This is a genomic window from Georhizobium sp. MAB10 (genome assembly GCF_045012825.1).
Classification (GTDB): domain Bacteria; phylum Pseudomonadota; class Alphaproteobacteria; order Rhizobiales; family Rhizobiaceae; genus Georhizobium; species Georhizobium profundi.
In genome coordinates this window covers 1,416,383-1,439,305 of sequence record NZ_CP118314.1, presented here as the reverse complement: position 1 = coordinate 1,439,305, position 22,923 = coordinate 1,416,383, and the positions used below count along the sequence as shown (strand labels likewise).

Annotated in this window: 19 protein-coding genes; 2 read left to right on the top strand and 17 right to left on the bottom strand. The window is 63.1% G+C overall.

The window, feature by feature from the left end; translation table 11 throughout:
• Positions 1-15: 15 nt before the first annotated feature.
• From PU133_RS06520 to gspD, 8 genes are all read right to left on the bottom strand, one after another.
• Positions 16-1,458: a PAS domain S-box protein gene (locus PU133_RS06520; protein WP_404863976.1), complete on the bottom strand. Its 1,443-nt coding sequence runs from the start codon at positions 1,456-1,458 to the stop codon at positions 16-18.
• Positions 1,459-1,572: 114 nt separating this feature from the next.
• Positions 1,573-5,046 (bottom strand): AAA family ATPase, encoded by a 3,474-nt coding sequence (locus tag PU133_RS06515; RefSeq protein WP_404863975.1) that lies wholly within the window; start codon positions 5,044-5,046, stop codon positions 1,573-1,575.
• A gap of 2 nt (positions 5,047-5,048) precedes the next feature.
• Positions 5,049-6,290: an exonuclease SbcCD subunit D gene (locus PU133_RS06510; protein WP_404863974.1), complete on the bottom strand. Its 1,242-nt coding sequence runs from the start codon at positions 6,288-6,290 to the stop codon at positions 5,049-5,051.
• Between the two features lie 390 nt (positions 6,291-6,680).
• Entirely contained in the window at positions 6,681-7,028 is a 348-nt protein-coding gene (locus PU133_RS06505) for a hypothetical protein (protein WP_404863973.1), read from the bottom strand.
• 341 nt (positions 7,029-7,369) lie between these two features.
• Positions 7,370-8,035 carry a response regulator gene (locus PU133_RS06500; RefSeq protein ID WP_404863972.1) on the bottom strand — a complete coding sequence of 222 codons (666 nt, stop codon included), beginning with the start codon at positions 8,033-8,035 and terminating at the stop codon, positions 7,370-7,372.
• On the bottom strand, positions 8,032-9,402 hold the full coding sequence (locus PU133_RS06495; RefSeq protein ID WP_404863971.1) for a sensor histidine kinase: 1,371 nt from the start codon (positions 9,400-9,402) through the stop codon (positions 8,032-8,034). The genes PU133_RS06500 and PU133_RS06495 overlap by 4 nt, the downstream gene beginning before the upstream one ends.
• A gap of 130 nt (positions 9,403-9,532) precedes the next feature.
• A complete protein-coding gene (locus PU133_RS06490; protein ID WP_404863970.1) occupies positions 9,533-10,132 on the bottom strand; it encodes a prepilin peptidase in 600 nt (199 codons plus the stop codon).
• Positions 10,133-10,136: 4 nt separating this feature from the next.
• Entirely contained in the window at positions 10,137-12,287 is a 2,151-nt protein-coding gene (gene gspD / locus PU133_RS06485; RefSeq protein WP_404863969.1) for a type II secretion system secretin GspD, read from the bottom strand.
• Positions 12,288-12,534: 247 nt separating this feature from the next.
• Here gspD and PU133_RS06480 point away from each other — a divergent pair, with 247 nt between their 5' ends.
• Positions 12,535-14,193 (top strand): GspE/PulE family protein, encoded by a 1,659-nt coding sequence (locus tag PU133_RS06480; RefSeq protein ID WP_404863968.1) that lies wholly within the window; start codon positions 12,535-12,537, stop codon positions 14,191-14,193.
• A 19-nt stretch (positions 14,194-14,212) separates the two neighbouring features.
• Here the strand turns inward: PU133_RS06480 and PU133_RS06475 are convergent, their stop codons facing one another.
• From PU133_RS06475 to PU133_RS06435, 9 genes are read right to left on the bottom strand one after another with little or no spacing between them, the layout of a single operon-like run.
• The gene (locus PU133_RS06475) at positions 14,213-14,674 is read right to left on the bottom strand and encodes a hypothetical protein (protein ID WP_404863967.1); all 462 of its coding nucleotides are present in this window, start codon (positions 14,672-14,674) and stop codon (positions 14,213-14,215) included.
• A complete protein-coding gene (gene gspM / locus PU133_RS06470) occupies positions 14,671-15,207 on the bottom strand; it encodes a type II secretion system protein GspM (protein WP_404863966.1) in 537 nt (178 codons plus the stop codon). The genes PU133_RS06475 and gspM overlap by 4 nt, the downstream gene beginning before the upstream one ends.
• Positions 15,204-16,250: a PilN domain-containing protein gene (locus PU133_RS06465; RefSeq protein ID WP_404863965.1), complete on the bottom strand. Its 1,047-nt coding sequence runs from the start codon at positions 16,248-16,250 to the stop codon at positions 15,204-15,206. The genes gspM and PU133_RS06465 overlap by 4 nt, the downstream gene beginning before the upstream one ends.
• A complete protein-coding gene (locus PU133_RS06460) occupies positions 16,250-17,128 on the bottom strand; it encodes a hypothetical protein (protein WP_404863964.1) in 879 nt (292 codons plus the stop codon). Before PU133_RS06460 ends, PU133_RS06465 begins: the two co-directional genes overlap by 1 nt.
• Positions 17,125-17,769: a hypothetical protein gene (locus tag PU133_RS06455; protein WP_404863963.1), complete on the bottom strand. Its 645-nt coding sequence runs from the start codon at positions 17,767-17,769 to the stop codon at positions 17,125-17,127. Before PU133_RS06455 ends, PU133_RS06460 begins: the two co-directional genes overlap by 4 nt.
• Positions 17,766-18,158 (bottom strand): hypothetical protein, encoded by a 393-nt coding sequence (locus PU133_RS06450; RefSeq protein WP_404863962.1) that lies wholly within the window; start codon positions 18,156-18,158, stop codon positions 17,766-17,768. Before PU133_RS06450 ends, PU133_RS06455 begins: the two co-directional genes overlap by 4 nt.
• Entirely contained in the window at positions 18,155-18,610 is a 456-nt protein-coding gene (locus PU133_RS06445) for a Tfp pilus assembly protein FimT/FimU (protein WP_404863961.1), read from the bottom strand. Before PU133_RS06445 ends, PU133_RS06450 begins: the two co-directional genes overlap by 4 nt.
• Positions 18,588-19,049: a type II secretion system major pseudopilin GspG gene (gene gspG / locus PU133_RS06440; protein WP_404863960.1), complete on the bottom strand. Its 462-nt coding sequence runs from the start codon at positions 19,047-19,049 to the stop codon at positions 18,588-18,590. The genes PU133_RS06445 and gspG overlap by 23 nt, the downstream gene beginning before the upstream one ends.
• Positions 19,046-20,248 (bottom strand): type II secretion system F family protein, encoded by a 1,203-nt coding sequence (locus PU133_RS06435; RefSeq protein WP_404863959.1) that lies wholly within the window; start codon positions 20,246-20,248, stop codon positions 19,046-19,048. Before PU133_RS06435 ends, gspG begins: the two co-directional genes overlap by 4 nt.
• Positions 20,249-20,620: 372 nt before the next feature.
• On the opposite strand from PU133_RS06435, the gene PU133_RS06430 reads away from it, so the two are divergent.
• Positions 20,621-22,918, top strand: coding sequence for a multicopper oxidase family protein (locus PU133_RS06430; protein WP_404863958.1), 2,298 nt, complete (start codon positions 20,621-20,623; stop codon positions 22,916-22,918).
• The last annotated feature ends 5 nt before the right edge of the window (positions 22,919-22,923 follow it).

Sequence of the window (22,923 nt, the reverse complement as noted above, 5' to 3'; positions counted from 1 at the left end):
GACAATACAAACATCTTAAAGCCTTTGAGCCCCGAGATTGGACCATGGGCTCGTCTCGTCGAGGTCGATTTCTGCGACCTCGACTTGGCGGGCCGGGGCATTCAGTGACCATCGAGCCTGCTCGGCATCGATCTCGATGAGGCCCTTCCCGCCCACGGCCGACGGTGCAATGCGTTCGAGAACGGCCATGCCGAGCCCCGATCGCTTTTCCGTTGGCTCGGTCGAGCGGCCTTGAAACTCTTCCTGCCAATCGAGCAGAAAGCGCAGTCCGCTATCGCTCTCTGCCATCGACCAACTGATCAGGATTTTGCCCGTATTCTGCTTGAGAACACCGTACCGCGCTGAATTCGTGGCAAGCTCGTGAAACGCCATCCCGAGATATTGGACGGCCATCGGCCGCAACAGAATGCGCGGTCCTGACAGCTCGATTCTCTCCTCCAGACCGAACGGCAGCACATGCGCCCGCACCAGCTCACTCAGCGTCGTGCCGCGCCAATCGCCCTGCACCAAGAGATCGTGCGAGCGCGATAAGGCCAGGATCCGATCCTGAACCTGATTTTCGAAATCTCCGGCATCGCCGCTGCGCCGATGCGTTTCTCGAACCATCGAAAGGATGACGGCGAACTGGTTCTTCACGCGGTGATTGACTTCGCCCATCAGCGAGCGAATGCGGCCTTCACGCTCAAGCTGGACAGAGATATCGCGCGCGATCTTCGAAACGCCGATGATCTGGCCATGCCGGGAACGGATCGGCGAAATCGTCAGCGAAACGGCAATCAGTCGCCCGTCCTTGTGGCGTCTGCGGGTCTCGAAGTGCTCCACCTTTTCACCGGCACGAATACGCGCGAGGATCAGATCTTCCTCTCCGGCCCTGTCCGGCGGGATCAGCATACGGATCGACCGACCGATCGCCTCACTCGGCGCGTAGCCGAAAAGCTGCATCGCGCCATCATTCCAGCTGGTGATGACGCCGTTCAAATCCTTACTCACGATCGCATCGGCCGATGACGCAACGAGAGCCGATAGCCGCGATTCGGCGGCCTGGGCCGATTTGTGCGTTGTGATGTCGACGAGCGTATTGATCGCGCCCTCGACCTCTCCATCCATACCGCGCAGAAGCTTCGGATGGGCAAGAAAGGCAACGCGGCTGCCGTCGGCGCGCACCGCCCAAAGCTCCACAGGCTCCATATCCTGCTTTTCCGTCAGCGCCCTGGCGATCGGGCACTGCTCGGTTGGAATGGGTACGCCCAAATCGTCGAAGAAGGTGTCCCAGACGCACCAGCGGGTCTCGTTCAACGTCGGAGCTCGGCCCCAAAGCTTCTCGGCAGCGTCATTATAGGACGTGATGAAGCCTGCGCTGTCTGTGGTGTACACAGCAACGGGCATGGCATTCATCAATTCTGCACTGGTCAGGCCCCAATGGGCGCCCGTCAGTACGGCATGCTCAGCAGGCGGCATTGCTTCTACTTCCGCGATCTCGGCGATCACCTCATCTGGACCGGTTATAGTCACCTCACATTAACATAGGACCAGCATCGCTTCGCCGAACCCCTTAGATTAAGGGGGGTGCCATTAAAGTTCCACGACGTCGAGCGCAGAACCAAGAGCAGCCCTCGCAAGTTCCACGACACGTCCGTGATGCGTGAAAACGATTGGTTGAATCTGTTCGGAAGTTTCCCCGAGGACCTTCAGTGCAGCAAGGGTGCGCTCATCGTCGAAGGTCTGGAAGATATCGTCCGCAATGAAAGGCGCCGGTTCGTTCCTCTCCGCATAATCCTCTAGATAGGAAAGCCTGAGCGCCAGATAAAGCTGGTCGCGTGTCCCGTCGCTCATTCCTGAAGCGCCGACGAAATCGGCATTGCTCCGCACAGCAACGACCGTCGGCCGGTCGTTCTCGTCGAACTGCTGACGAAGGCCATCGAACCGGCCTTCGGTGATGGCTGAGAATAACGCGCCCGCCCTTTGCAGCATCGGGTTGCTCTGCGCCGCCCGCTGCCGTTCCATCGCCGCACCGAGAAGCAGCGATCCGAATTTCAACACGGCCCATTGGCGCGCGACTTGAACGAGCTCGGCTTCGGCGGCCTTCCGCTCGAAGGCTGCGAGTTCGGCTCCCTTGGCGCCCATCATTCCTTCGCGCCGCGCCTTTTCGGCGGCAAGCTGGGCGAAGAGTTCGTCGACCTCACCGTCGAGCCGATGGATGTCCTCCGAAAGCTGCGCAAGGTCCGGCAAGGCGGCATCCCGATCTGCTTCCTGAATGGCCGCGCGGATCGAGGCCTCGTCTTCTCCCGCAGCCACTTCGCCGAGCCGGCTACGGCACCGCGAAAGGCTGACCAGGAGGCCATCGCGTTCGATGAGCCGGCCGGCAATAGCATCCGCATCCGGCGCTTGGCCAAACCCGGCAACCAGGGCAGCGAGACGCTCCTCGGCATCGACGCGCGCTGCATTCGCCTCCGAAAGCCCTTCCTCGGCCTCCGAGATATCCTGTCGCGCCTGACGATCCATCGTGTCGGCCGTTCGTGCCGCCTGGGCCCGGTCGTGAAAGACGCGGATCGCCTCGGCCGGCGGAAAGCCCGACATGGATGCATCCAGCTTCGAAACGAGCGCTTCGACGCTTTCGCGAAATCCGCGAATGTCGCGTTCGATGCCCGCGACGCGTCGCGCGCGGTTGTCCTCTTCGCGCCGCAGGTCGGGCACCTTCTTCCACAGAGCAAGCGCAGCTTCGGTTTCGGCCGGCGTGACCGGCTCGAACAACCCGAGACGTGCGGTTTCTGCCTGGAGCGCGGCAAGCGCCTCCTGCGCTGACCGATCTGACGCGGCGCGCCGTTCGCGAAGATCCTCAACCCTGCGCGCCGTGTCCCGTTTGCGCGCTGCCAGATCCCGGCTCGCATCCCACGCTTCGCCCAGTTGCCGCAGCCGTTCGCGCAAACCCCGATCAAGTGCACGCAAAGGGAGGCTCTCGCTTCCCTCAAGCCGAATGCCGCGGCCGATCAGCTCCAGCGGCTCGCGCAGTTGCTGCGCGGTCTGTTTGAGGCTCGCCAAACGGTCTTCTTCTTCGAGAAGAGCCTGTCGCGCAGCCAGGAGCGCAGCGAGCGCACGGCTCCAGACAATCATCTCATCCGGTGAACCAGCAGCCAGACCGAGTGAAGAGAAGGGACGAGCGAACTCGGCCTGCGCCTTCGCCTGCGCGGCCTCATCGGTTTCGAGGTCCTTCAGAAGGGCCGCGTGGCTGCGTAGCAGATCTTCCCGCCGGCGGGACTTCGCCGCCGCCTCCGCCAGCCGGTCCGATTGCTCCAGTGCGGCGTCGGCAAGTGCGTCGGCTGCCGTTACGGCAGAACGATAGCGCCCGATCGAGACTGCGGCGATGGCTGGTTCGATCGGCGGTGCCTCGCCCGTCAACGAAGCGGCGATCTCTCTGAACAGACCATCGCGATCCGAACGCGCCTGATGGATCGCAGCCGGGCTTGCCGTAACGCCTCGATGCGCCTCGGCGCGTGCCTCGGCTTCGAGCGCGTCGATTTCGACACGCTCGCGATCGATACGGTCCTGCAACACGCGCGCGCCCTGCTGCAGATCGCGCATGCGATCGCGCTGAGCCGCAAGCGTCGTCTCTTCAGGCAGGCTGGTCTTCGCCAGCGCATCGAGATCCTTGACCGGCGGAACGAGCCTGCTCACCGCCTCCGCGATCCGGCGCCGCTCCGTCTCGAGCTTGACCGTCCGGCTATCCACATCGCCTAGTAACTCGATGTCGGGGCGCAGAGCCTCCAGCCGGTCGAGCCAGGGGCGCGGATCGATAGCGGCAACCTCAGTTGCCTGCGCTTCGAGCGTGCTGGCCTGCACCATTTCCGCCGCCAATCGCTCATCCAGCAGGGCAACACGCTCCGCCGCCTGCCGCGCGGCCGCGGCACGTTCGGCAAGGCCAGCGATTGCCATATCGGTCGGTTGAAGTCGGTCGAGATCGCTGCGCACCAGCCCCAGACGATGGGCAAGATCCTCCAGCAGGCGACTGAAATCGTCGCGTTCGCCCGTGACCCGCGGCAGATCCCGGAGATCCTTGAGGTGGGATGCCGACTGCGACAACAACTCGGCAATCGCATCCCCGTGGTCGAGATAGACAACGTCGATCGCGATATCCGCACGCTTGGCCTCCGCCCGTTCCCGCGCCTTTTCCGCAGCCGCGACCCGTTCGTTCGCTTGGCGCAGCGTCGCAAGGGCCGCCGAAATCGCCGATCCCTGCCCTTCCGGGACATGGTCGAGATCCGCAAAAGCGCGCAGTTGCTCCCTCTCGCGGTCGATCTCGGCGAGGATCGGCCGCAACTGGTTCAGCCGAACCAAACCCTGCTCGCGCCGCCGAAGCTCTATCCGCTCGGCCACCTTGGCCGCGTGACGCTCCGTTAAATCGTCGATGGCGTCATTCACGGATTTCCAATCGCCGGCACGCAATTCGTGGTCGCGTTCCAGGCGCCGCGCCTCCTCGTGGCGGGCGAGCACCTGGTAGAAGGCCTTCCCGGCGGCAGCCCTTGGCGTGAAAAGCGCGTTCGCCTCCTCATCCAGCGCCGTCTTGACCTGACGCAGGCCAAGAATTCCGGCGGACGCTGCAAAAAGCAGGTCGCCCGCCTCACCGTCGGCGTCGAGCATCGCCCGCGAACCCAGGCGCAACCGATCGGAATCAAGCCCGAAGGCCCGTTCGAAAACCGGGCGGGACAAACCTCCGAGGAAAGGCGCAAGCGCGTCGTCCTTGAGTGGCGTCTCCGCCTCGTCGTCTGCGAGAAGCGTATCCTTTTTCCCGCGGCGGCGCCGGAAGGACAATTCATCGCCCGAGCGCGCCCTGATCGTCGCCGCTAGCCTCAGCGTCTGCGCATTGTGCAGGAAGGCATAGTGCGCATGGTGTGGAAAACCGAAAAACAGATCCGAAAGCGACGATAGGGCCGAGCTTTTGCCGGCCTCGTTCTGGCCATAGACGACATGGAGGCGAGCATCGGGCCGAAATTCGAGAGCCCGATCGGTCAGGGCCCCGTAACGCAGCAGATGGAGGCGCAACAGCCGCACGGTCAGTCGCTCCCGCTACGCGCAAGCAGCACGTCTCGCGCTTCGGCCAAAAGGTCGTCGACGCTCGCACCGAGCGGAGCGTCTCCGGACCCGGATGCGGCAGGCAGCTTCGCCAGGATTTCGCGCAACGCGGCTTCCGCCGCATCGACGAGCGCCGGATCGTGAACGAGCTCGGCGAGCAGCGGCTGCAGATCGACGCGCGCATCGCCTTCATCCACCGCGACTGGGCGTTCGATTGGGCCGACCCGGAGATCGAGCTTCTCCAGCCAGACGTCCGGATCGATGCGATGGCACGCTGCCTGGATCTCGTCGACCAGTTCGGCCCGGCCCATCAAGACCTGCGGGCGAAGCGCACTGGCACCGGTGAGCGTCACACGAAGCGCCGTCAGCCGCCCGGCGACGTCGTCACAGCTCGAAGCGAGCGCATCTTCGACAAGTCGCAGCAGCGCCGGCACGGTCTCTGCTTGCGAGACATCGACACGCACCTGCTGCCAGCGGGCCTGATCCACGACGAGCCGGTCGATCGACGCAACGCGGCCGTCCTCGACGCTGACGAGGACCGCGCCCTTCTCGCCGCTCTCGCGGATGTTTCGGCCCTGGAGATTGCCGGGGAAGACGATCGGCGGATCGTTGGCGACGATTTCATGGTCGTGCACATGGCCGAGCGCCCAGTAATCATAGCCGCGCGCCTTCAGATCATCGACGGAGCAAGGGGCGTAGTTGGCATGCGGCGGCCTGCCGGTGAGCGATGTGTGGAGCACGCCGATGTTGAAATGCCCGGGCACAGGCGCCGGATAGGCCCGCGCGAGATTGTCGCTTGCCGCCCGCTCGGCAAAGCCCTGTCCGTGAAGCGAGACCTTCAGCCCGTCCAACGAGAAGCTGGAGGGCCTGCGGGTGTCGAATTGGCTGACCGAAGTGGGCAGCGTGATGCTCTTCGTCACGACACTGTCGGCATCGTGATTGCCCTTCAGCAAAAAGACAGGAATGCCTGCCCGGTCGAGCCGCGCCACTTCGCGATTGAAAAAAAGCCCGATCGAATTGTCGCGCCATTCTCCGTCATAGACATCACCCGCGACGATGAAGAACGCCACCTCCTCCTCGATCGCACGGCGAACCAGCTCGGAGAAGGCGTCGCGCGTCGCCGCTGCAAAGCGTTCTGCGATGACGCGATCCTTGATCGCCAGTCCGTCAAAGGGACTGCCAAGGTGCAGATCGGCGGCGTGGATAAATCGGAAGCGGCTCAAGATGTCCTCAGCGGGCTGACGGTTTCAGACCCGACGCAATGGCAGAAACAGTGGACATTAGAAGCAAAGCCGGCCGCAAGCGACCTTTGCCGGTCCATCAGACCGCCCATCCACAGGCAGTTTGGCGGAAATGGGCGCGTTTGAGCCCATCACGGCTTCGCCATGTCCTGATGTGCAGGTCTGAAACAGTTCAGCCCATGGTCCGAACCCGCGACCGACCCAGGGGCCGCAGCCTCGCGCATCGGTCCGGGCCGGATTTTCGGCGATTATGAAAGCAACTACGAATACACGTGGCGGATATCCAAGGAGCATTCGATGACATTGGCAAAACTCAATCGAACACTGTTGGCGATGGCGGTCGTATCAGCCGGAATGGCGCTGACCGGCGGCCTAGTCAAGGACAGCGATGGGGGGATGCGTTTGGAGCTCAAGTTCGGCCAGTCCTTTGCAAAGGATGGCGACAGCTCCGGTCGCGGCGGCGGCGACAGCGATGGCGGTGGCGATCATGGCGGTGGCGATCGTGGAGGCGATGACCGCGGTGGAGGCGATGACCGTGGCGGCGATGACCATGGTGGTGACCGAGGCGGCGATGACCGTGGTGGCGATGACCGTGGCGGCGATGATCGGGGCGGCGACGACCACGATCGTGGTGACCGGGCCGACGATCGCGGCCGAGACAGGGATCGCGACGACGACAGGCGACATGGCCGGCACGACGATGACGACGACGATCACCACGGAAGACACGGCCGCGATAGCAGGCCGTCCAACCTGGCGGAATTCTTCTCGCCGGATCGCGAACGCGGCTCGGTCGCGAAAGCAGAAAGCGAGGGCACTGCCCTTGAAGTAACCTACAGCGACGGCTGGAAAGAAGAAGTCGAAAACGGCCGTTATGAACTGAAGGATCCAACCAACCAGACTGTCGTCGAGAGAGCGGCGACACAGTCTGACATCGATCGGCTGAACTCCGCCTTCTAGCCCCCGCCCCCAAGGGGTTCAGCGATCCGGCAGCGGCTTCGGCCGCTGCCGGTTTTCTTTTGTTCGAGATTTTCAGACCGGAAGCGCGATCGGAAGGACGCTTACGCGCTGTCGCCCGGGCGCATGCCGAGCTGCTCGCGGGCGACGACGGCGGCCTCCACGCGGTTGCGCACGTTCAGCTTCTGCAAAATGCCGGTCATGTAATGCTTGACCGTCTTTTCCTGCAGATCGAGATGGCGCCCGATCTCCTTGTTGGAGCATCCGAGCGAGACGAGCCGGAGAATGCCCTCCTCCCGTTCCGTCAGCATGCTGGCGCGCGTGCCCTCGCCATTGCGCTTCATCGTCAGCTTCATCGAAACCAGCAGTCCCGCCGCAAGCGACGGCGCGACGTAGGATTCGCCGGATGCCACCCGGTGAATGATCGAGACGAGTTCGCTGCCTTCCACGCCCTTCAGGACATAGCCTTTGACGCCCTGTTCCAAGGCATTGATAACGTCCGTGTCCTGTTCCGAGACCGTCAGCATCATCACCTTTGTGTCGGGCACGGCGTCCATCACCCGACCGGCGGCAGCGATGCCGCCTCCGCGCATCGACACGTCGAGCAAGGCGACATCCGGCTTGTGCGCCATGCACAGAAGCACCGCATCGTCGGCCGACCCGCCTTGGCCAACCACTTCCAGACCGTCATGCTCACTCAGCGTGCGCACGACGCCGTCTCGATAAAGGGGATGATCGTCGACCACCACGAGCCGTATGGCACTGTTCATGCCGCAATCCTTTCAACCTGGACGGACATTTCCAGCCGGCTGCCGGTCTGGGGAAATGTCTCGAAATGGAACCGGCCGCCCAACGCTTCCAACCGACCTTGAAGCCCCTCCAGTCCCAGGCTTTTGCGCTCGTTGGGAGGCCTGAGGTGATCCGGCCGATAGGGCCCGTTCGTCACGCTAAGATGCAGCACGCCGTGCTCAAGGTGGCAAAGCACCGACTGGTCGTTCCCGCCCGCGTGTCGGAAAGCATTGTTCAAGCCCTCCTGCACGAAGCGGTAGCAACAGATCTTCAGGTGAACCGGCAGGTCGAGATCGTCGTTGCAGATGCTGAGTTCCACCTTCGTGCCAGTTCGACGTTCGTGCGATCGAACGGCATCCCAGAGCAGCTCCGTCAGAGACTGGTTCTCGATCTGCGGCAGCGACAATCCATGGCAGATCGTGCGGATGTCGCTCATCGCTTCACCCAGCACCTGCTGTACAAGCCCCGCTTCGGAGCGGCGCCGCATTTCGTCGGCACTGTCGCGAAGGCTGCCGATCCTCAGCGAAGCGAGGCCGACGAGTTGCGCCGGTCCGTCGTGCAGATCGGCACTCACGCGCCGCAGATAGCGCTCGTTGAGTTCGGTCGACAGCGTGTAAGCCCGTTCGATCCGCTCCCTCAGCGTGGCGTTCTGGTGCGACATCGCGGCTACGCGTTCGATCTCGTCTTGCAGCGCGGTCTTCTGCCGTTCGATCAGCCGATTGCCGCCATGCACGACGCCGAACAGGAGAAGCCCCATGCCGCTCATTGTGGCGATTACCACGAGCCAGGATTGCCGACGCGCCTGCGTCAGCATCGCCTCGAGCTTGGTTGCATCCTCGTAGAACTCGGCCACCGCCAGAACCTCGCCGGTCCACCGGTCGCGCACGGGACTGTAGATTTCGAGAAGCGGCACACCGAGCGCGGCGACACGGGCGCTTTCGTCGTCATGAAGTGAATCGCGGCTTGCCACGACCTCTCCAGCAAACGCCCGCCGCAGTTCGTCGGATGGCGTGAAGTGCATGCCGATCATGTCGAAATCGCTGCTGTAGGCCACACGCCCATCGGGCTTCCAGATGCGCATGCCGACCACACGATTGACGAGCGGAGCACTCTTCTGCAGCTCGTCCAGCGCCCGCACAGGGCCGATGGAGAGAACGTTTTTGTCCTTCAGCTCCTGGGCGATGGGCGTCACTAACCCGTCGACAACCAGCGCGGTCGAGATCGCGACATTGGCGGTGACGCCACTGGAGATGCGGGCAACGACCCAGCTCCCGATGATCATCGTCCCTATGATCAGAACGACCGCACCGGCCAAAGCAAAACGAAGCGAAAGTGACAAGCGTCCCATGGGCCCGCCAAGCATCGTCGATGCACTCCAGCAGCGGATCAAATTGCAAAAAGTCTACGATTGCGCAGCGCCTCGAACAACTGGACGAAGGTCAGCCAGATCAGCGACCAAGGGCCGAAACCCACGGCAACTAGCGGTGCAGAAACACTCCACCCGGAAACGCAACGGTGAAAGGGACGCTCGCAAGCCAGACCATGAACAGCGCCGGCGCAAGGAAGGACGCAAAGGGCAATCGCCGCTGCCTGCCCCACCCGAAGCGCGACACGCTCAGAAGACCGACAACGACCAAGGCCGTGAGGCTGGCCAGCAAGAGCATGAACGGAAACCCAGAAAGGCCGGTCCATGCGGCGGCGGCACCACAGAATTTGACATCGCCGAGCCCGAGTCCGATGCGCCCGGTGATGCGCGCATGCAGCGCGCGCACGATGAACAACGCTCCGCCGCAGATGGCGCAAGCCAAAAGCGCGAGCATGAGCGTTTCGAAGACTTCCCCATGCGCCTGCGAGACCTGCCAGGCGCAACCGCCGGCAAACAGGAGCGTACTGGCGCTGTCGGCGACGCGCAGTTGGCGCACATCCTCGACAGCAATCGCGAGGCAGAGAGCGCCGAGCCACAGCGCGAACGGCCATGTCGGGTCGACGCCACCTTGTACCGCCAAGACGCAAACCAGCGCCAAGCCAGCTGCACCGGCACCAATCCCGATCAGCTCCGCCCTCGACATCATGGACATTGGTTCAGCGCTTGATGGAACGCGGCCCCAGTTCCCACATGCGCGACTGCAGCTCTTCCGCAACCGTCTGCGCATCCTTGCCATCGCGAATGACCGACGGGCGGATCAGGATCAGAAGCTCCGTGCGTTCGTTGGATCGGTTGGTGCTGCCGAAAAGATTGCCGATGCCGCGCATGCGTCGCAGACCGGGAATCCCGTCCTTGCCAGCTTCCGACTGATCGCGGATCAGACCGCCGAGGAGCACGGTCTGTCCGTCCACCACGGCGACATTGCTCGAGATCGAGCGGTTCGAGATGACGGGCGTCAGCGTTCCTGCATTGGAGGACACCGCGGAGATCTCCTGTTCGATCCGCATGGTCACGATGCCATCTTCGGAAATGCGGGGCCGGACGCGCATGATGATGCCGGTATCGCGATATTCGACCTGGTTGCTGACCGGCGCATTCGCGTCTTCGACCGACGTGACGGTGCGCGTGACGATCGGGATCTGATCACCCACCTGGAAGCGCGCTTCCTCGTTCTCCATGACGACCAGCGACGGTGATGACAGCACCTGCACATCGGTTACCGCATCGAGCGCATTGATGATGATGTCCGGACTGGACTCGCTGCCGACCACGAAATTGAAGCCCGGCAGTTCGCGCGCGATGTTGTCGGCGAGCGTGTTGAACAGCCCGATCGAACCATTGTCGGTGCCAAGGCCAACATTCTGGCTCTTGACGAAATATTGGACGCCGTAGCGCAATTCATCCGTCAGCCGGACTTCGGCCATGGTGATGTTGATCGCCACCTGCAACTGCGGAACGTCGATGCGCCCAAGCGCCGAGAGTGCCCTCTGGCGGGCATCCAGATCGCCATAGATGATGATCGAATTGTTGGACGTATCGGGCTGAATGCGCGGGATGCCGCCACTGGCCGTCGGCGCATTGAAAATCTGCACCGGCTGCGAGGCCACCGTGAAGGCACCCGAGACCGCATTGTCATCGCCGAATGCCGCGTCGATCAATTGCTCTCCCTGGGTCAGAGGCTCGCTTGCAGCCAGCGTCAAATCCTCTGCAGGCGCAAGCGAGGAGGCCGAGGGGCTCGCGCTTTGACCCTGGAAAAGCTGATTGAGGAGTTCGGCAACGACGGAAGCTTCGCGGTACTTCAGCCGATACACGTGGACGCTTTCATCCAGATCGGCGTTCTCGCGGTCGAGCCGCTCGACCCAGGTCTGCGCGCGTTCGATCAGCGACCGGTTCTGAGAAACGGCGAGGACGGCTTGCAGTCGCGGCATTGGCATGAACTGGATGACGCTTGAGCCGCTGCCGCCGCCCTGCGCAGCGAAGATGCGCTCAAGCTCGGGAATGACGGCCTCCGGTTTTGCCGTACGCATGGTCAGAATGCCGACGGACTGGTCCTGCATCCAGTCGACGTCGAAAGCGGTTGCCGTTTCGATCGCCGACCGCCGGTCAGCGGAACTACCGAGCACGATCAACAGGTTGCGCGTGGTCTCGACCCGCAGCGAGCCGGGCCGCGCGCCAAAGCCGTTGATCAACTGGCTGAGCGTCTGCGGTGAGATGAATTGCAAGGGAATGATGCTGAGCCCATAGCCGGCGCCCGCCCTAGCGTAATCGACGCGCGAGGCCGTCGCAGATGTCGCCTCGATCACCTGGTAGGTTTCGCCACTGCGTGTGAGTTCCGCTCCGTTGACGCGCAGCACGGCTTCCAGCAGCTCAAGCAGGCTGTCGCGACCGATCGGCCGCGCCGTCGACAAGGTCACGGTTCCGGAAACGCTGGGGTCGACCGTGTAATTCAATTGCAAGGTCTGGCCGAGAACCGTGTCGATGAATTCCCGCAGGTCGGCATCTTCGAAATTGAGTTGTACGCCGCCATTGGTTGATGTCGGCGTCTGGCCGGTCACCGTGCCATCGATGCCAGGATTGCTTTTGCCGAAAATGCGGGAAGCCGCGATCTCCTGATTGCCCTGCGAGCCGCTGACACCATTGTTGCTGCCGCTGCGCGGAGACCGTGCAGAAAAATCCGGCCGGAAAACCTGACTGAGAACCGAAGGCCGCTCCGCATTGGCACCGCCTTCGGAATTGGCGCAGCCGCCAACGATGGGCACCATGAGCAGGAAGGCGGCCACAGCGCCGATACTACGCTTGTTAGGCAACGCCGTCCCTCCTGGCCCACCACCGGCCGCGCCGCGCATGTATTGCCGAAGCAAGCACCCCGAGCGTTGACCGTCCCCGAACAGAAAACGCGTTCTCGACTTTTCCGAAAACTGATTCGTAAGGCGAGTGCCGTAATGGTATTGTCAAAGCCTGCAATAAGCCATGGGCTCGATGCAGCTTCCCTCGGCAAGGCGTTAGAAAACCCACATGGATGCTTTCGTTACAGATGCTCAAATCAGGGATCCGATGCCCTTTATCGCGTTCCTGCAAAACAACGGATACCTGTCCGGCAACGAGCCTATTCTGGGAAACCTTCGCCAGGCTGGACGCACGTCTTACGGCGATCTGCACGACGCGGCCTTGATACCCGCGCCGCGCCTTGCAGATGCCATCGCTGCCTTCCACGGCCTGCAGCGTGCCGATGACCAGTCGATCGCCCATGATCCCGAATTGCTGGAAGGCCTGTCGATCCGCTTCCTGCGCGGCAACTGGCTCTTTCCCTGCCGGTTGAACGGCACCGTCGCCATTGCGACCGCCGACCCGACCCGCACCGACGACATCGCAGTCCTTCAGCTCGCCATGGGCGAAGATGTGCCGTTGGTTGTCGCGTCCTTCGATGCGCTGGCTGCCCGTTTCGATGAGGCGACGTCCGAGCGCCGCCACGCTGGAACAGCCGCAGCCGTTGAACGTCCGTCGCCCATCGGCGAAGGCGAGATCGAGCGGCTGCAAGACCTCGCAAGCGATGCGCCGATCGTCACCGCGGTCGACGGGCTCGTGGAAGCGGCTCTGATCGCGGGTGCCACCGACATCCATGTCGAGATGGAGCAGTCCGGCGCACGCATCCGCTTGCGCGTCGACGGTGTATTGCGTCTGCACGAGCGCGTCTCGGAGGAAACCGCGCGCGGCATTATTTCGCGCGTGAAGATCCTGTCGGGCCTCAACATCGCCGAACGCCGCCTGCCGCAGGACGGGCGAGCCCGCATGCGCATCGGTACGCTGGAGACCGACATTCGCGTGGCGACTGCCCCTGCCCTTCACGGCGAAAACCTCGTCATGCGACTTCTGGCGCGCGGAGCCCACGCCCTCGATCTCGCCCGCCTCGGCATGGCGCCCGACGACCTTGCACGCTTCAGCGCGCATCTCGAGCAACCGCATGGCATGATCGTGGTGACGGGCCCGACCGGGAGCGGCAAGACGACGACCCTGACGGCGGCGCTCTCCGCGCTGAACCGACCCGACCGCAAGATCATGACGGTCGAAGATCCGATCGAGTACCAGATCCCCGGCATCAGCCAGACTCAGGTCCGGCCGGGAATCGCACTCGATTTTGCCACCGCGCTGCGAGCTTTCCTGCGCCACGACCCCGATATCCTGATGGTGGGCGAAATGCGCGACGGAGAGACGGCAGCCGTGGGCATCCAGGCCGCGCTGACCGGCCATCTGCTCTTGACGACGCTGCACACCAACAGCGCCGCCGATGCCGTGACGCGACTGGTGGACCTCGGCATCGAGCCGTTCCTGATCAATGCGACGCTGCGATGCGTCGTCGGCCAGCGCCTCGTTCGGCAACTCTGCCCGCATTGCCGGACGGTCGACGAGAACGCCGGGAATGCTCTCAAGCCCTTTGTCGATAGCGGTCGTCTGACGATGAAGGCCGACGCAGTCATCTACCGCGCTGAAGGCTGCAGCCAGTGCGCGCAGGCCGGTTACCGCGGACGGATTGGCATCTTCGAGGTTCTCAGCGTGGACGAACCCTTGCGCGACATGATCCGATCGGGACGCGCTGCCGGCGACATCGAAGCCGCGGCCGTCTTGAGCGGCATGACCACCATGCTGCAGGACGGATTCGCCAAGGTGTGCGCCGGCCAGACAAGCGTGGACGAGCTGCTGAAGGCAACCATCTGAGGCGCGGGACGGATTTCGTCTATCGCTCGAACAATGCATAGACCGCGCGCCTCCCCTCATGCTCGAAGGCGATGGTGCGCGCATCGACGACCGACAGCACCCAGCGATCGAGCAAGGCGCCATCCTCCATCCGCAGCACCTCGCCCGTCGGCTGATGCTCGATGATCGCGAAGCCTGTTTGGTCGCCGATCGTGACGCCGACCAGCCGCACGGCAGGCTCCGGCAATGGCGGCGCAGGCGGTGGCGCCATGGGTTCGGCAATGGCAACCGGCTGAACCATGGCAGGTGGTGGTGGCGCGGGCGTTTGCCGGGACGGCGCAAACAGCGGCCGCTCCCGCATGGCCGTCATCGCCTCAAGCGACATCTGCGGAAAGAATGGTGCTCCAACAGCCGTTTCCCCCGCGCCATCGGCCATCGCAGCCGTCCAGACCATGACAGAGCAAATCAGGGCGATGACTGGGCGAAGAATGCGGCGCGTCATGGCTCCAGCCTCCGATAGGCTTTCACGACCAGATCGGCATTGAGGATCGGCGCCTCATCGGCATCGAATGTTGCCAGCCGCAGTGATTGGACACGCATTGCCGGCCGACCCTGTTCGATCGCGTAGAGCATTTCCTGGAAAGCATCGTTCTCGGCCTTGAACGCCAACCGAAGCCTAATGCCCGGCTCAGCCTCAGCCTGGGTCTCCGCATCCAGGGCGCGCATGACCTCGAATTCATCGATGTTGATCCCGGCATCACGCGCAAGCGTCGCCAACTGGGCCTGGAGGCCAGCCGCAGCGACGGCCTCGGTCGCCCCATCCAAATAGAAATCGACAAGCATCCCCTCGCCAGAGCGGTCGTCGCCCCTGGCACTCGATTGCAGCCGCTGCTGCAGCTGGGCGATGGTATTGTCGACGATGGACATCTCTTGTCGCAGATCGGAAAGTCGGTCCTGAGCCCAGAAAAATGCAGCGACAGGCGCTGTCGCCAGCAGCGCCAGGCAGGCAATCGTGACAGCGCGCGCGCGGCTCATGACGCGTCTCCCGCCCGGACAGCGACGACCTCGAAACGTTCCGCCCCCGTGTCGCGATCGACGAAGACCGACGAGGCAAAGCGGACCTGATCGAGATTTGGATCGCTTTCGAGCAACGGGATCAAAGCACCCGCGTCATCCGAATAACCGGAAAGACGGATTTCCGCTCCGGACGCCTCGAATGCCGTCAGATAGGTACCGTCCGGCAATATCGCGCTCAAGGCGTTGAGCAACATCACCAGCGGTTCGTCCGCCAACTTTGCCTGCAGCAACAGTTGCGCACCTTCACCGGGCGCGTTGCTCGCCAGCCGCGTTTCAAGCTCTGCGCGAAGCTCGGCCGCCTGCGCCGCTCTGGCCGCCAGTGCACTCTGCGAAGCGGCGACCTGCCGATACGCGACGGTGCTGCCAGCCAACGCTCCGGCAACCAGGAGCAGAATGATTGCGGAAGCGCTGCGCCGCGCTTTCGCGTGGCGCGCCTGCGGATCGGCCAGCAGATCGAGCGCCGGTCCGTCCGTCAGGCTTTCGGAAATCGGCCCGAGTGTCACCGCGCGAACACCGGCTGCGTTCAGATCCTTTTCCATCCGCTCCCAGAACTTGCGTGCCATGATGGCGATCCGCACCATCAGCGCGCCTGGCGCCTGCGTGCCGTCTCGCTGGATGCGGAAGGCATGCAGCGCGCTGCCGCTGTTCCAAGGACTGAGCTTCTCGATCTGCAACCTGACCACCGCGGGGATGTGCTCGGCGGGCGTCGGCGGCAATTGCACCACACGCCGCATCACCATGCGATCGCCGAGGCGGACATCAACATCAAGCGCCGGTTGGTTGGCGGTTCGTTTGAGATCGGAGCCGATACTGTCCAGAGACCCTTCGGCCACGGTCACCAGCTTGCGGCCGCGCCGCTTCTGCAGAACGAAACCACCGGCGGTCTGTGTGAGCACGTGACGGCTTTGCGAACGACGCTCGTGCATCGGCGCGATCAGTCCGGCGGTCTCGTCGACCAGCAGGTTCCAGATGCGGTGGAAGGGCAAAAAGAGCGCGCGCATTAGCGTCCTCCCCGTCCCGTATCGGCAATTGGGCGCCGCGCCCATGCGAGAACGGTGAAAGGATCCTGGTCGGTCCCATCCTCGATGACGGCCTCGGCCCGTCCTGCCAGCCCGTTTCCGGCCCAGGCATCAATGGTCACCCGAAACCGTTGCGGCGTCTGCGTGGAGAGATAATCGGCATGATCGCGGGCAATCTCGATAATTGTCTCATCGGCTGTCGTGCTTCGCGCCTGGCGCGCCGAGAGAATTCGCTCGACCTCCCGCAGCGAGATTTCCGGCACGGCGCGAAGCACCAGCCTGTCGGCGCTCCACGGATCGACCTGCCCCATGCCGCCAAACACGGTGAGATAGGGTGCAAGACGCGCAAGATCGCCCGGCGCAAGACCTTCCATTGCGGCGAGATCGCCGATCGTCGTCAAGGCTCCGGAAGCTTGCCCTTGCGGATCACCGGCTGAACGCAGCGCCAGCACCCGGTCGGCAAAGCTCGCCGCAGGCATGGAGGTGGCGCCGACCTCGGAATAGAGGTTCGCCAAGAAATCCGCATCAGCCCAATTCACATCGACCCGGCTGGTCTCCGATGACGTCTCGACCACTACGCGGCCATTCTCAAGCGCGATCGTTTCGGTGCCGGGCTGCCAGAAGTCGCCACCGGCCTCTGCCCCGAACAGCCGATAAGCGGCAACGTCGAGCCCGCTGTCGAGCAGCGCTTCGACCTCGATCATCTGCAGATCGATCAGCGAACGGCCAAGGGTCGGCCGCGGTGTTGTGAGAAGACCGGCTGCAATCGTCGCGAGCAGCGAGCAGACCAGCAGCACCGAGATCGTCACATATCCGGCGTCGTGCCGCCTCGCATCGGAAATACCCAGCGCGCGCATCATGGCCGGCCCGTCCTGTCGAGCACGGCCACGCAGGCATCGAGGCACACAGTGGTCCGGTTGGCGCGAATGGGTGCCACGACTTCCGCGATGATGCTTTGCGGCGCTTGCGCGGTCAGCACGCTCAGCCGGACAAACGCCGGCAATTCATTGGCGCGGGTCCAGCTGTCGAGCCAGCGACCTTCGCCGTGGCGGGCGCGATAGGCAAAGCGGAAGCGCCAGGGGCCATCAAGCACCGCTTCGGCGCTTGCGGCTGGGCTTCGATCGGCTGCGACGGAGGTGTAGTTCGCGACCGTGCGGTCGACCCGTGCACTTTGCGCTCGATATGTGACGCGCGCCGGGATGCCGTCGATGCCGAAGCGTGCCGTAACGAACGTCATCGCATCAGCGCTGCCTGTCATCGACGGTCCGTTGCTGACGTCGCCCGGGATAAAGGCCGCGGCAACATCGTGCCGCCACGCTTCCAGGCCACCCATCAGCGTTTCGGCGAGGTTCGTCCGCTCGCTCATGGCCTTCGCGTTGCGCACGACGAGACCGGTCGAGACCGCGAGCGCGACGAACACCATTGCCGTAATTGCCAGCACGACGACCGCCTCCAGAAGCGCGAAGCCATCTTCCCTGCTTGTGGAAACGGTGCCGCTCATTTGACCGCCCCATAGGAAAGACGCTCGACCACAAGGGTTCGGTTGCCGCTCACCTGAATGCTGATGCGCGTGGTGAAGAGCGCAGGCGACGTGCCGTCCTCCGATCTTGAAGTCAGCCCGGCTTCGCGAATTTTCGTCTCGACGCGCCAGCTGTGGCCATCGGTGACACCGGTTTGCTGGCCCGCATGGGGCGAGCTTCGCGCCAGATCGGCCAGCACGCTGTCGGCAACGAGCCGCGCGCTCACCAGGCTTGCCGTCTCGCTCGACATCTGCCGCGCCGTCACGATCGCTTGCGGCAGAAGCGCAGTCATGGCCGAAAGCGTGGCGACGGCGACGAGGCTGTCGATAAGAGTGAAACCGGCCTCACTGTCGCGTGCTGGGGTCTTCATCGGCCGCTCCCGGCATTGGGAGCACTAAGCCTGATGGCAGAGGTGGCGGCATCGATCGAGATGACGTTGAGCGACTGCGCCTGGGACAGGCGAAACACTCCGCCGGACGATCGCCCGTCGGGATAGAAGACGACGCCCTGTTGCGCCTGCATATTGACGGTCACGCCATCCGGTATGGGGACGACGATTCCGTTTGCATCCGACCGGATGAGTAGCCCGTCGGTATCTGCGATCGTCGCGACCGGCTTGCCGCTGCGCAGGGCGGAATTGCGATCCGCCCGCAGCAGCGAGACGACGGCGCTTGTCGTGCGCTCGAGACGTGCCGATGCCACGAGCGCCTGAGCCGGTGGTACCACGAGTGCTGCGGCCAAGGAGACGATGACGATGGCGATCATCGTTTCGAGAATAGCGTAGCCGGCCGTTGCGTCATCAGGGCGTCTGGCTGTCGGCATCGTCGCCTCCCCCCTCAACGCCATCCGGCCCAAACGAGATGATACGGTACCGCCCGCCCGGTTCTGCTCGGTAGGCGTAGGCGTTGCCCCAGGGATCGCTCGGGATGGCAGCCTGCTGGATATAAGGACCAGACCAGCGGGCGATGCCGTCGCCATTGACGAGTGCGCCAAGACCTTCGGCATCCGACGGGTAGCGTCCAGTGTCGAGATAGAAGAGATCGAGCGCTGCGGTCAGCGCCGTCATCTGAAGCGCGCTCGAGCGCGCGCGCGCATCGGTCAGATAGCCCAGCACTCTTGGCGCAACGAGGCCAGAGATCAGGCTGAGGATGACGAGCACGACCAGGAGTTCGACGAGCGTGAAGCCTTCCTCGCCGCGCCGGTTGCGGCGCTGGGCGCCCAGGTAAAGATCGTTAGCGGTGGGGTGCTTCCAGTTTATCATAGCACGATCTCGTTGACGCTGAGGAGCGCGCCGACGACGGCGACGATCATCCAGGCAATGAGCCCGCTGACGAGCAGGAGCAGCACCGGTGCGGCAACCGCCGTCATCCGATCCAACGTCTTGTCCAGCATCGCCTGATACACGCTCGAAACCCGCAGGCACGTATCGGCAAGCTCGCCACTTTCTTCCGCAACCCTCACCATCTGTGCGGCCGCCGGCGCGATGATCGAACTGCGCGAAAACGCAGCACTGAGCCGCATGCCGCCACGCACTGTGCGCACGACCTCCGCCAGATCCCGGCGATGGCGCGATTGGCGCAGAACGTCGCCACCATGGCGAAGTGCAGACGGCAGGTCGGCACCGCTCGCGATCAGAAGCCCGAGGATCGCCGTCAGGCTCGCCGTCCGCTCGTATTCGAGGATGCGATTTGCACCGGGCAGCGCACCGGCCATGTCGAAGAACAGGTCGGCCGCAGCCGCACTGCGCATGACGGCCAAGGCTCCGATCAGCAGAAGGATTGCGCTCACGAGCAGTGCTGTCTGGTGATCAATCGCGAAGTCCGACAGCGCAAAGACCAGCGACGCCTGGCCACCGGCCGCGATCTCGAGATCCGACAGCGCCGATTTGAACTGCGGGATCACGTAGAGAAGCACAAAGGCAAGCACGGCGACGGCCGCCACCGCCAGGAAGGCCGGATACGCAAGCGATGCAAACAGCCGCTCGCGCAGGCGCTCGACCCGCCGCCTTTCGACGACGAGCATTTCGAGCGATGCCTCCATCGCGCCGGACCGTTCGGCGGCGCGAACGACGCCAAGATAGGTCGATCCGAATTGTGCCGCATGGGGTGCAAGCGCTTCCGACAACGCGGCACCGGACGAAACGGACCGGGCAATCTGATCGAGAACCCGCGCGAAGCTGCGCGATGCCCCTTGCGCGACAAGGGCAAGCGCCTGGTCGAGCGCAACACCGGCGCGCAGCAGCAAAGCCAGTTGTTCTGTGGCATCGGTGATCTCGCGCCGGGCAACATGCGCCCCGCCGTTCTTCGGCGCCGAGATATCCGCAACGGCATCCTGAACGAGCACGGGAACCAGCGAGCGCGCCTCGAGCGCGACGAGCGCCTGGGTGCGCGAAACGGCGTGTTCTACGCCTTCGACGACCTGACCGTCCGGGGTCAGTGCCTTGAATCGGAATCCCTGCATGTTCCCTGGCGCCCGCTCGCCTGTGGAAGCTCCTTTCGGCCCTATGGCTGACGCGTGTGCCCCTGCATCAGACCTTGGGCCGTAGGAAATCTAAGCCCCTAATTTTCTTCACCGTTCCCCTTGAGAACAGGCATTCAAACTAAGGCTATCGGCAAGGAAAGCGAATACTCCGATGTCGAATATATAAAGAGACAAAGGTCTCCACCGACTTGGACCTTGGTCCTATAGAAAAATAGACTTTGCTAATAATTGAATACCTAAAGCGAAAGCGTAATATAGAAAAGATAAAATCACAAAAAAATCAATTTTCAACATGTTCCGAGCGGGGACTAGGCAATGTATATAGCGGAAAACGCATCGAGAATCCGTAAGTTGGAAGCTGAGCGGGCGCGGGCGAACCGCGCGGAGATCGTACAGGCGCTCAATCAAGAACAAGTATCGCGGCGTGATCTCATCCGCTGGGGCATCTTTACCGCCGCCGGAGCGTTGGCATTGAAGAACGGTCTCAGCCCGTTCGCAACCAGCGCCTACGCAGCCGTACCGACCGGCGCACCGAGAAGTCCGCTATTCGGCATCAAGAAATTCACCCAGCCGATCCACAGGACACAGCTGCAAAAGCCCATTCCGTTGCAGCGCCAGCGCGACACGCTTCAGGAAGGCAACGAGTTCAACGCCGTGTTCCCGACCCAGCTCCAGGAGCCGCCGGCGCGGCGCCTGTCCTACCACACCGAATTTAGCAAGAACCCCTATGCCGATATGGCCTATGTCAATCCGCTGACGCAGCGCGGCCCGATCGAAGGCCGTCCGCCCGGTGAGATATTCGCCCATCAGCGCTGGGAAGAATACTTTCCCCAAGCAGGCTATATCATGTCGATCGGCCAGTGCGCCGGCGACACATATCTTCACGATTACTTCCCGACCCAGTCGCCCGACAGTTTCTGGTGCTATGGATCCGGCAAGAACAGCTACGGCTCGATGCCACCGTTCCTGATCAAGATGCGCTACGGCGAGCCGGTTCTCACCCGCATCTACAACAACATGCCGGTGAACCGCTCGCAGAATAACGGCTTCGGTCGCAACGAAACGCAACTGCATTTTCACAACGCCCATAACGGCGCGGAAAGCGACGGCGGCGCTAATACCCACCACTTCCCCGGCACGTTCTACGATTACCGCTGGAGCACGACGCTTGCGCGTGCCGACCGGATCAACACGACTGCGAGCGACCCACGCGCATCCGGACCGGATGGCAACGGTGGGCTGGTCCATGTCAAGGGCGATTACCGTGAAATCCAGGGCTCCATGTGGGCCCACGATCATCGGTTTTTCTTCACCGCCGAGAATGTCTACAAGGGCAATTTCGGCGCGATCAACATGTACAGCGGGCCGGACCGTGGCAACGAAGCGTTGCAGGATGGTGTCAATCTGCGCTTGCCGAGCGGCTCTCTGCTCGACTGGGGCAACACCGATTTCGACGTGAACCTGTTGGTTTCGGACTGTGCCTGCGACGCAAGCGGGCAACTCTTCTTCGACATCTTCGACGTGGATGGATTTGTCGGCGACGTTCCGCTGATCAACGGTGCCTATGCTCCGTTCATGGAAGTGCTGCCGCGCAAGTACCGGTTCCGGGTGCTCAATGCCAGCGTTTCGCGCTTCTGGAAGTTCGCCATCGCCGACCAGAACGGCAACCCCGTTCCGTTCCAGTTGATATCGACCGACGGCAATCTTCTGCCGCAGCCCTACACGCTTTCGACGCTCCCGCCGCAGGGCATGGGCGAGCGCTTCGACATCGTCGTGGACTTCACCGGTTTCCCGCTCGGCCAACGCTTCTATCTCGTCAACCAGGCCAAGCACGTGGATGGCCTGCGGATGAAGGAACAGCTGTCGATCAAGACGTCGATGCGCGGTGACAAGGACGATCCGGTCGTGGGATCCATCATGGAGTTCCGCGTCGTCGACCGAGTGCAGAGTGTCGATGTCGAAGGCGTCGTCTTAAAGCGAACCGATCCCGATCAAAGCCGTGTGCCGTTGCAGCTGACCGAGCAGATTCCGATCGTGCAGCCAGTACGGAAGCGTCATGTGGAGTTCAAGAAATCCGGCGGGAACTCGCGCGGGCCGGACGGTTCGTGCACGCCGGACTGCCCGGAGCACGCGACCTTCCCCTGGACGGTCCGCATCAATGGCGAAGACCACCATTCTTTCAACGCCAACCGCATTTCGATGGTGATCCCGCAGGCAGGCGATGTCGAGCACTGGACCTATGAGAACGGCGGCGGTGGCTGGGATCACCCGATCCATCTTCATTTCGAGGAAGGCGTCACGATCAGCCGCCGCGGCATGTCGATGCCCGCTTTCGAAAAGGGCGCCCGAAAGGATGTCTGGCGGCTTGGCGAAGGCGGCAGCGTCACGTTCCAGGTGCAGTTCGGTGAATATGGCGGTTCCTACGTGAACCACTGCCACAACACGGTGCACGAGGATTTCGCGATGCTTGCGCGATTCCAGCTGCTCACCGGAGTGCCGGGATCGCCGCAGCGGGCCATCACGCCGACACCGAATCCGACGCCGGACGGCGTGTTCTTCACCAAGCCGGAAATCATTCCCGAGGGCGTGCCGCGCGACATGAACCGACAGCAGCTGGCGTCGGTCACCGATCTCATACCGAAGAACTGACCACG

Excerpts from the sequence above, each read along its gene's own strand:
- PU133_RS06520 (WP_404863976.1), bottom strand. The coding sequence starts at position 1,458 with ATGCCGCCTGCTGAGCATGCCGTACTGACGGGCGCCCATTGGGGCCTG.
- PU133_RS06500 (WP_404863972.1), bottom strand. The coding sequence starts at position 8,035 with ATGAACAGTGCCATACGGCTCGTGGTGGTCGACGATCATCCCCTTTAT.
- PU133_RS06495 (WP_404863971.1), bottom strand. The coding sequence starts at position 9,402 with ATGGGACGCTTGTCACTTTCGCTTCGTTTTGCTTTGGCCGGTGCGGTC.
- PU133_RS06490 (WP_404863970.1), bottom strand. The coding sequence starts at position 10,132 with ATGTCCATGATGTCGAGGGCGGAGCTGATCGGGATTGGTGCCGGTGCA.
- PU133_RS06480 (WP_404863968.1), top strand. The coding sequence starts at position 12,535 with ATGCCCTTTATCGCGTTCCTGCAAAACAACGGATACCTGTCCGGCAAC.
- PU133_RS06475 (WP_404863967.1), bottom strand. The coding sequence starts at position 14,674 with ATGACGCGCCGCATTCTTCGCCCAGTCATCGCCCTGATTTGCTCTGTC.
- gspM (WP_404863966.1), bottom strand. The coding sequence starts at position 15,207 with ATGAGCCGCGCGCGCGCTGTCACGATTGCCTGCCTGGCGCTGCTGGCG.
- PU133_RS06465 (WP_404863965.1), bottom strand. The coding sequence starts at position 16,250 with ATGCGCGCGCTCTTTTTGCCCTTCCACCGCATCTGGAACCTGCTGGTC.
- PU133_RS06460 (WP_404863964.1), bottom strand. The coding sequence starts at position 17,128 with ATGATGCGCGCGCTGGGTATTTCCGATGCGAGGCGGCACGACGCCGGA.
- PU133_RS06455 (WP_404863963.1), bottom strand. The coding sequence starts at position 17,769 with ATGAGCGGCACCGTTTCCACAAGCAGGGAAGATGGCTTCGCGCTTCTG.
- PU133_RS06450 (WP_404863962.1), bottom strand. The coding sequence starts at position 18,158 with ATGAAGACCCCAGCACGCGACAGTGAGGCCGGTTTCACTCTTATCGAC.
- PU133_RS06445 (WP_404863961.1), bottom strand. The coding sequence starts at position 18,610 with ATGCCGACAGCCAGACGCCCTGATGACGCAACGGCCGGCTACGCTATT.
- gspG (WP_404863960.1), bottom strand. The coding sequence starts at position 19,049 with ATGATAAACTGGAAGCACCCCACCGCTAACGATCTTTACCTGGGCGCC.
- PU133_RS06435 (WP_404863959.1), bottom strand. The coding sequence starts at position 20,248 with ATGCAGGGATTCCGATTCAAGGCACTGACCCCGGACGGTCAGGTCGTC.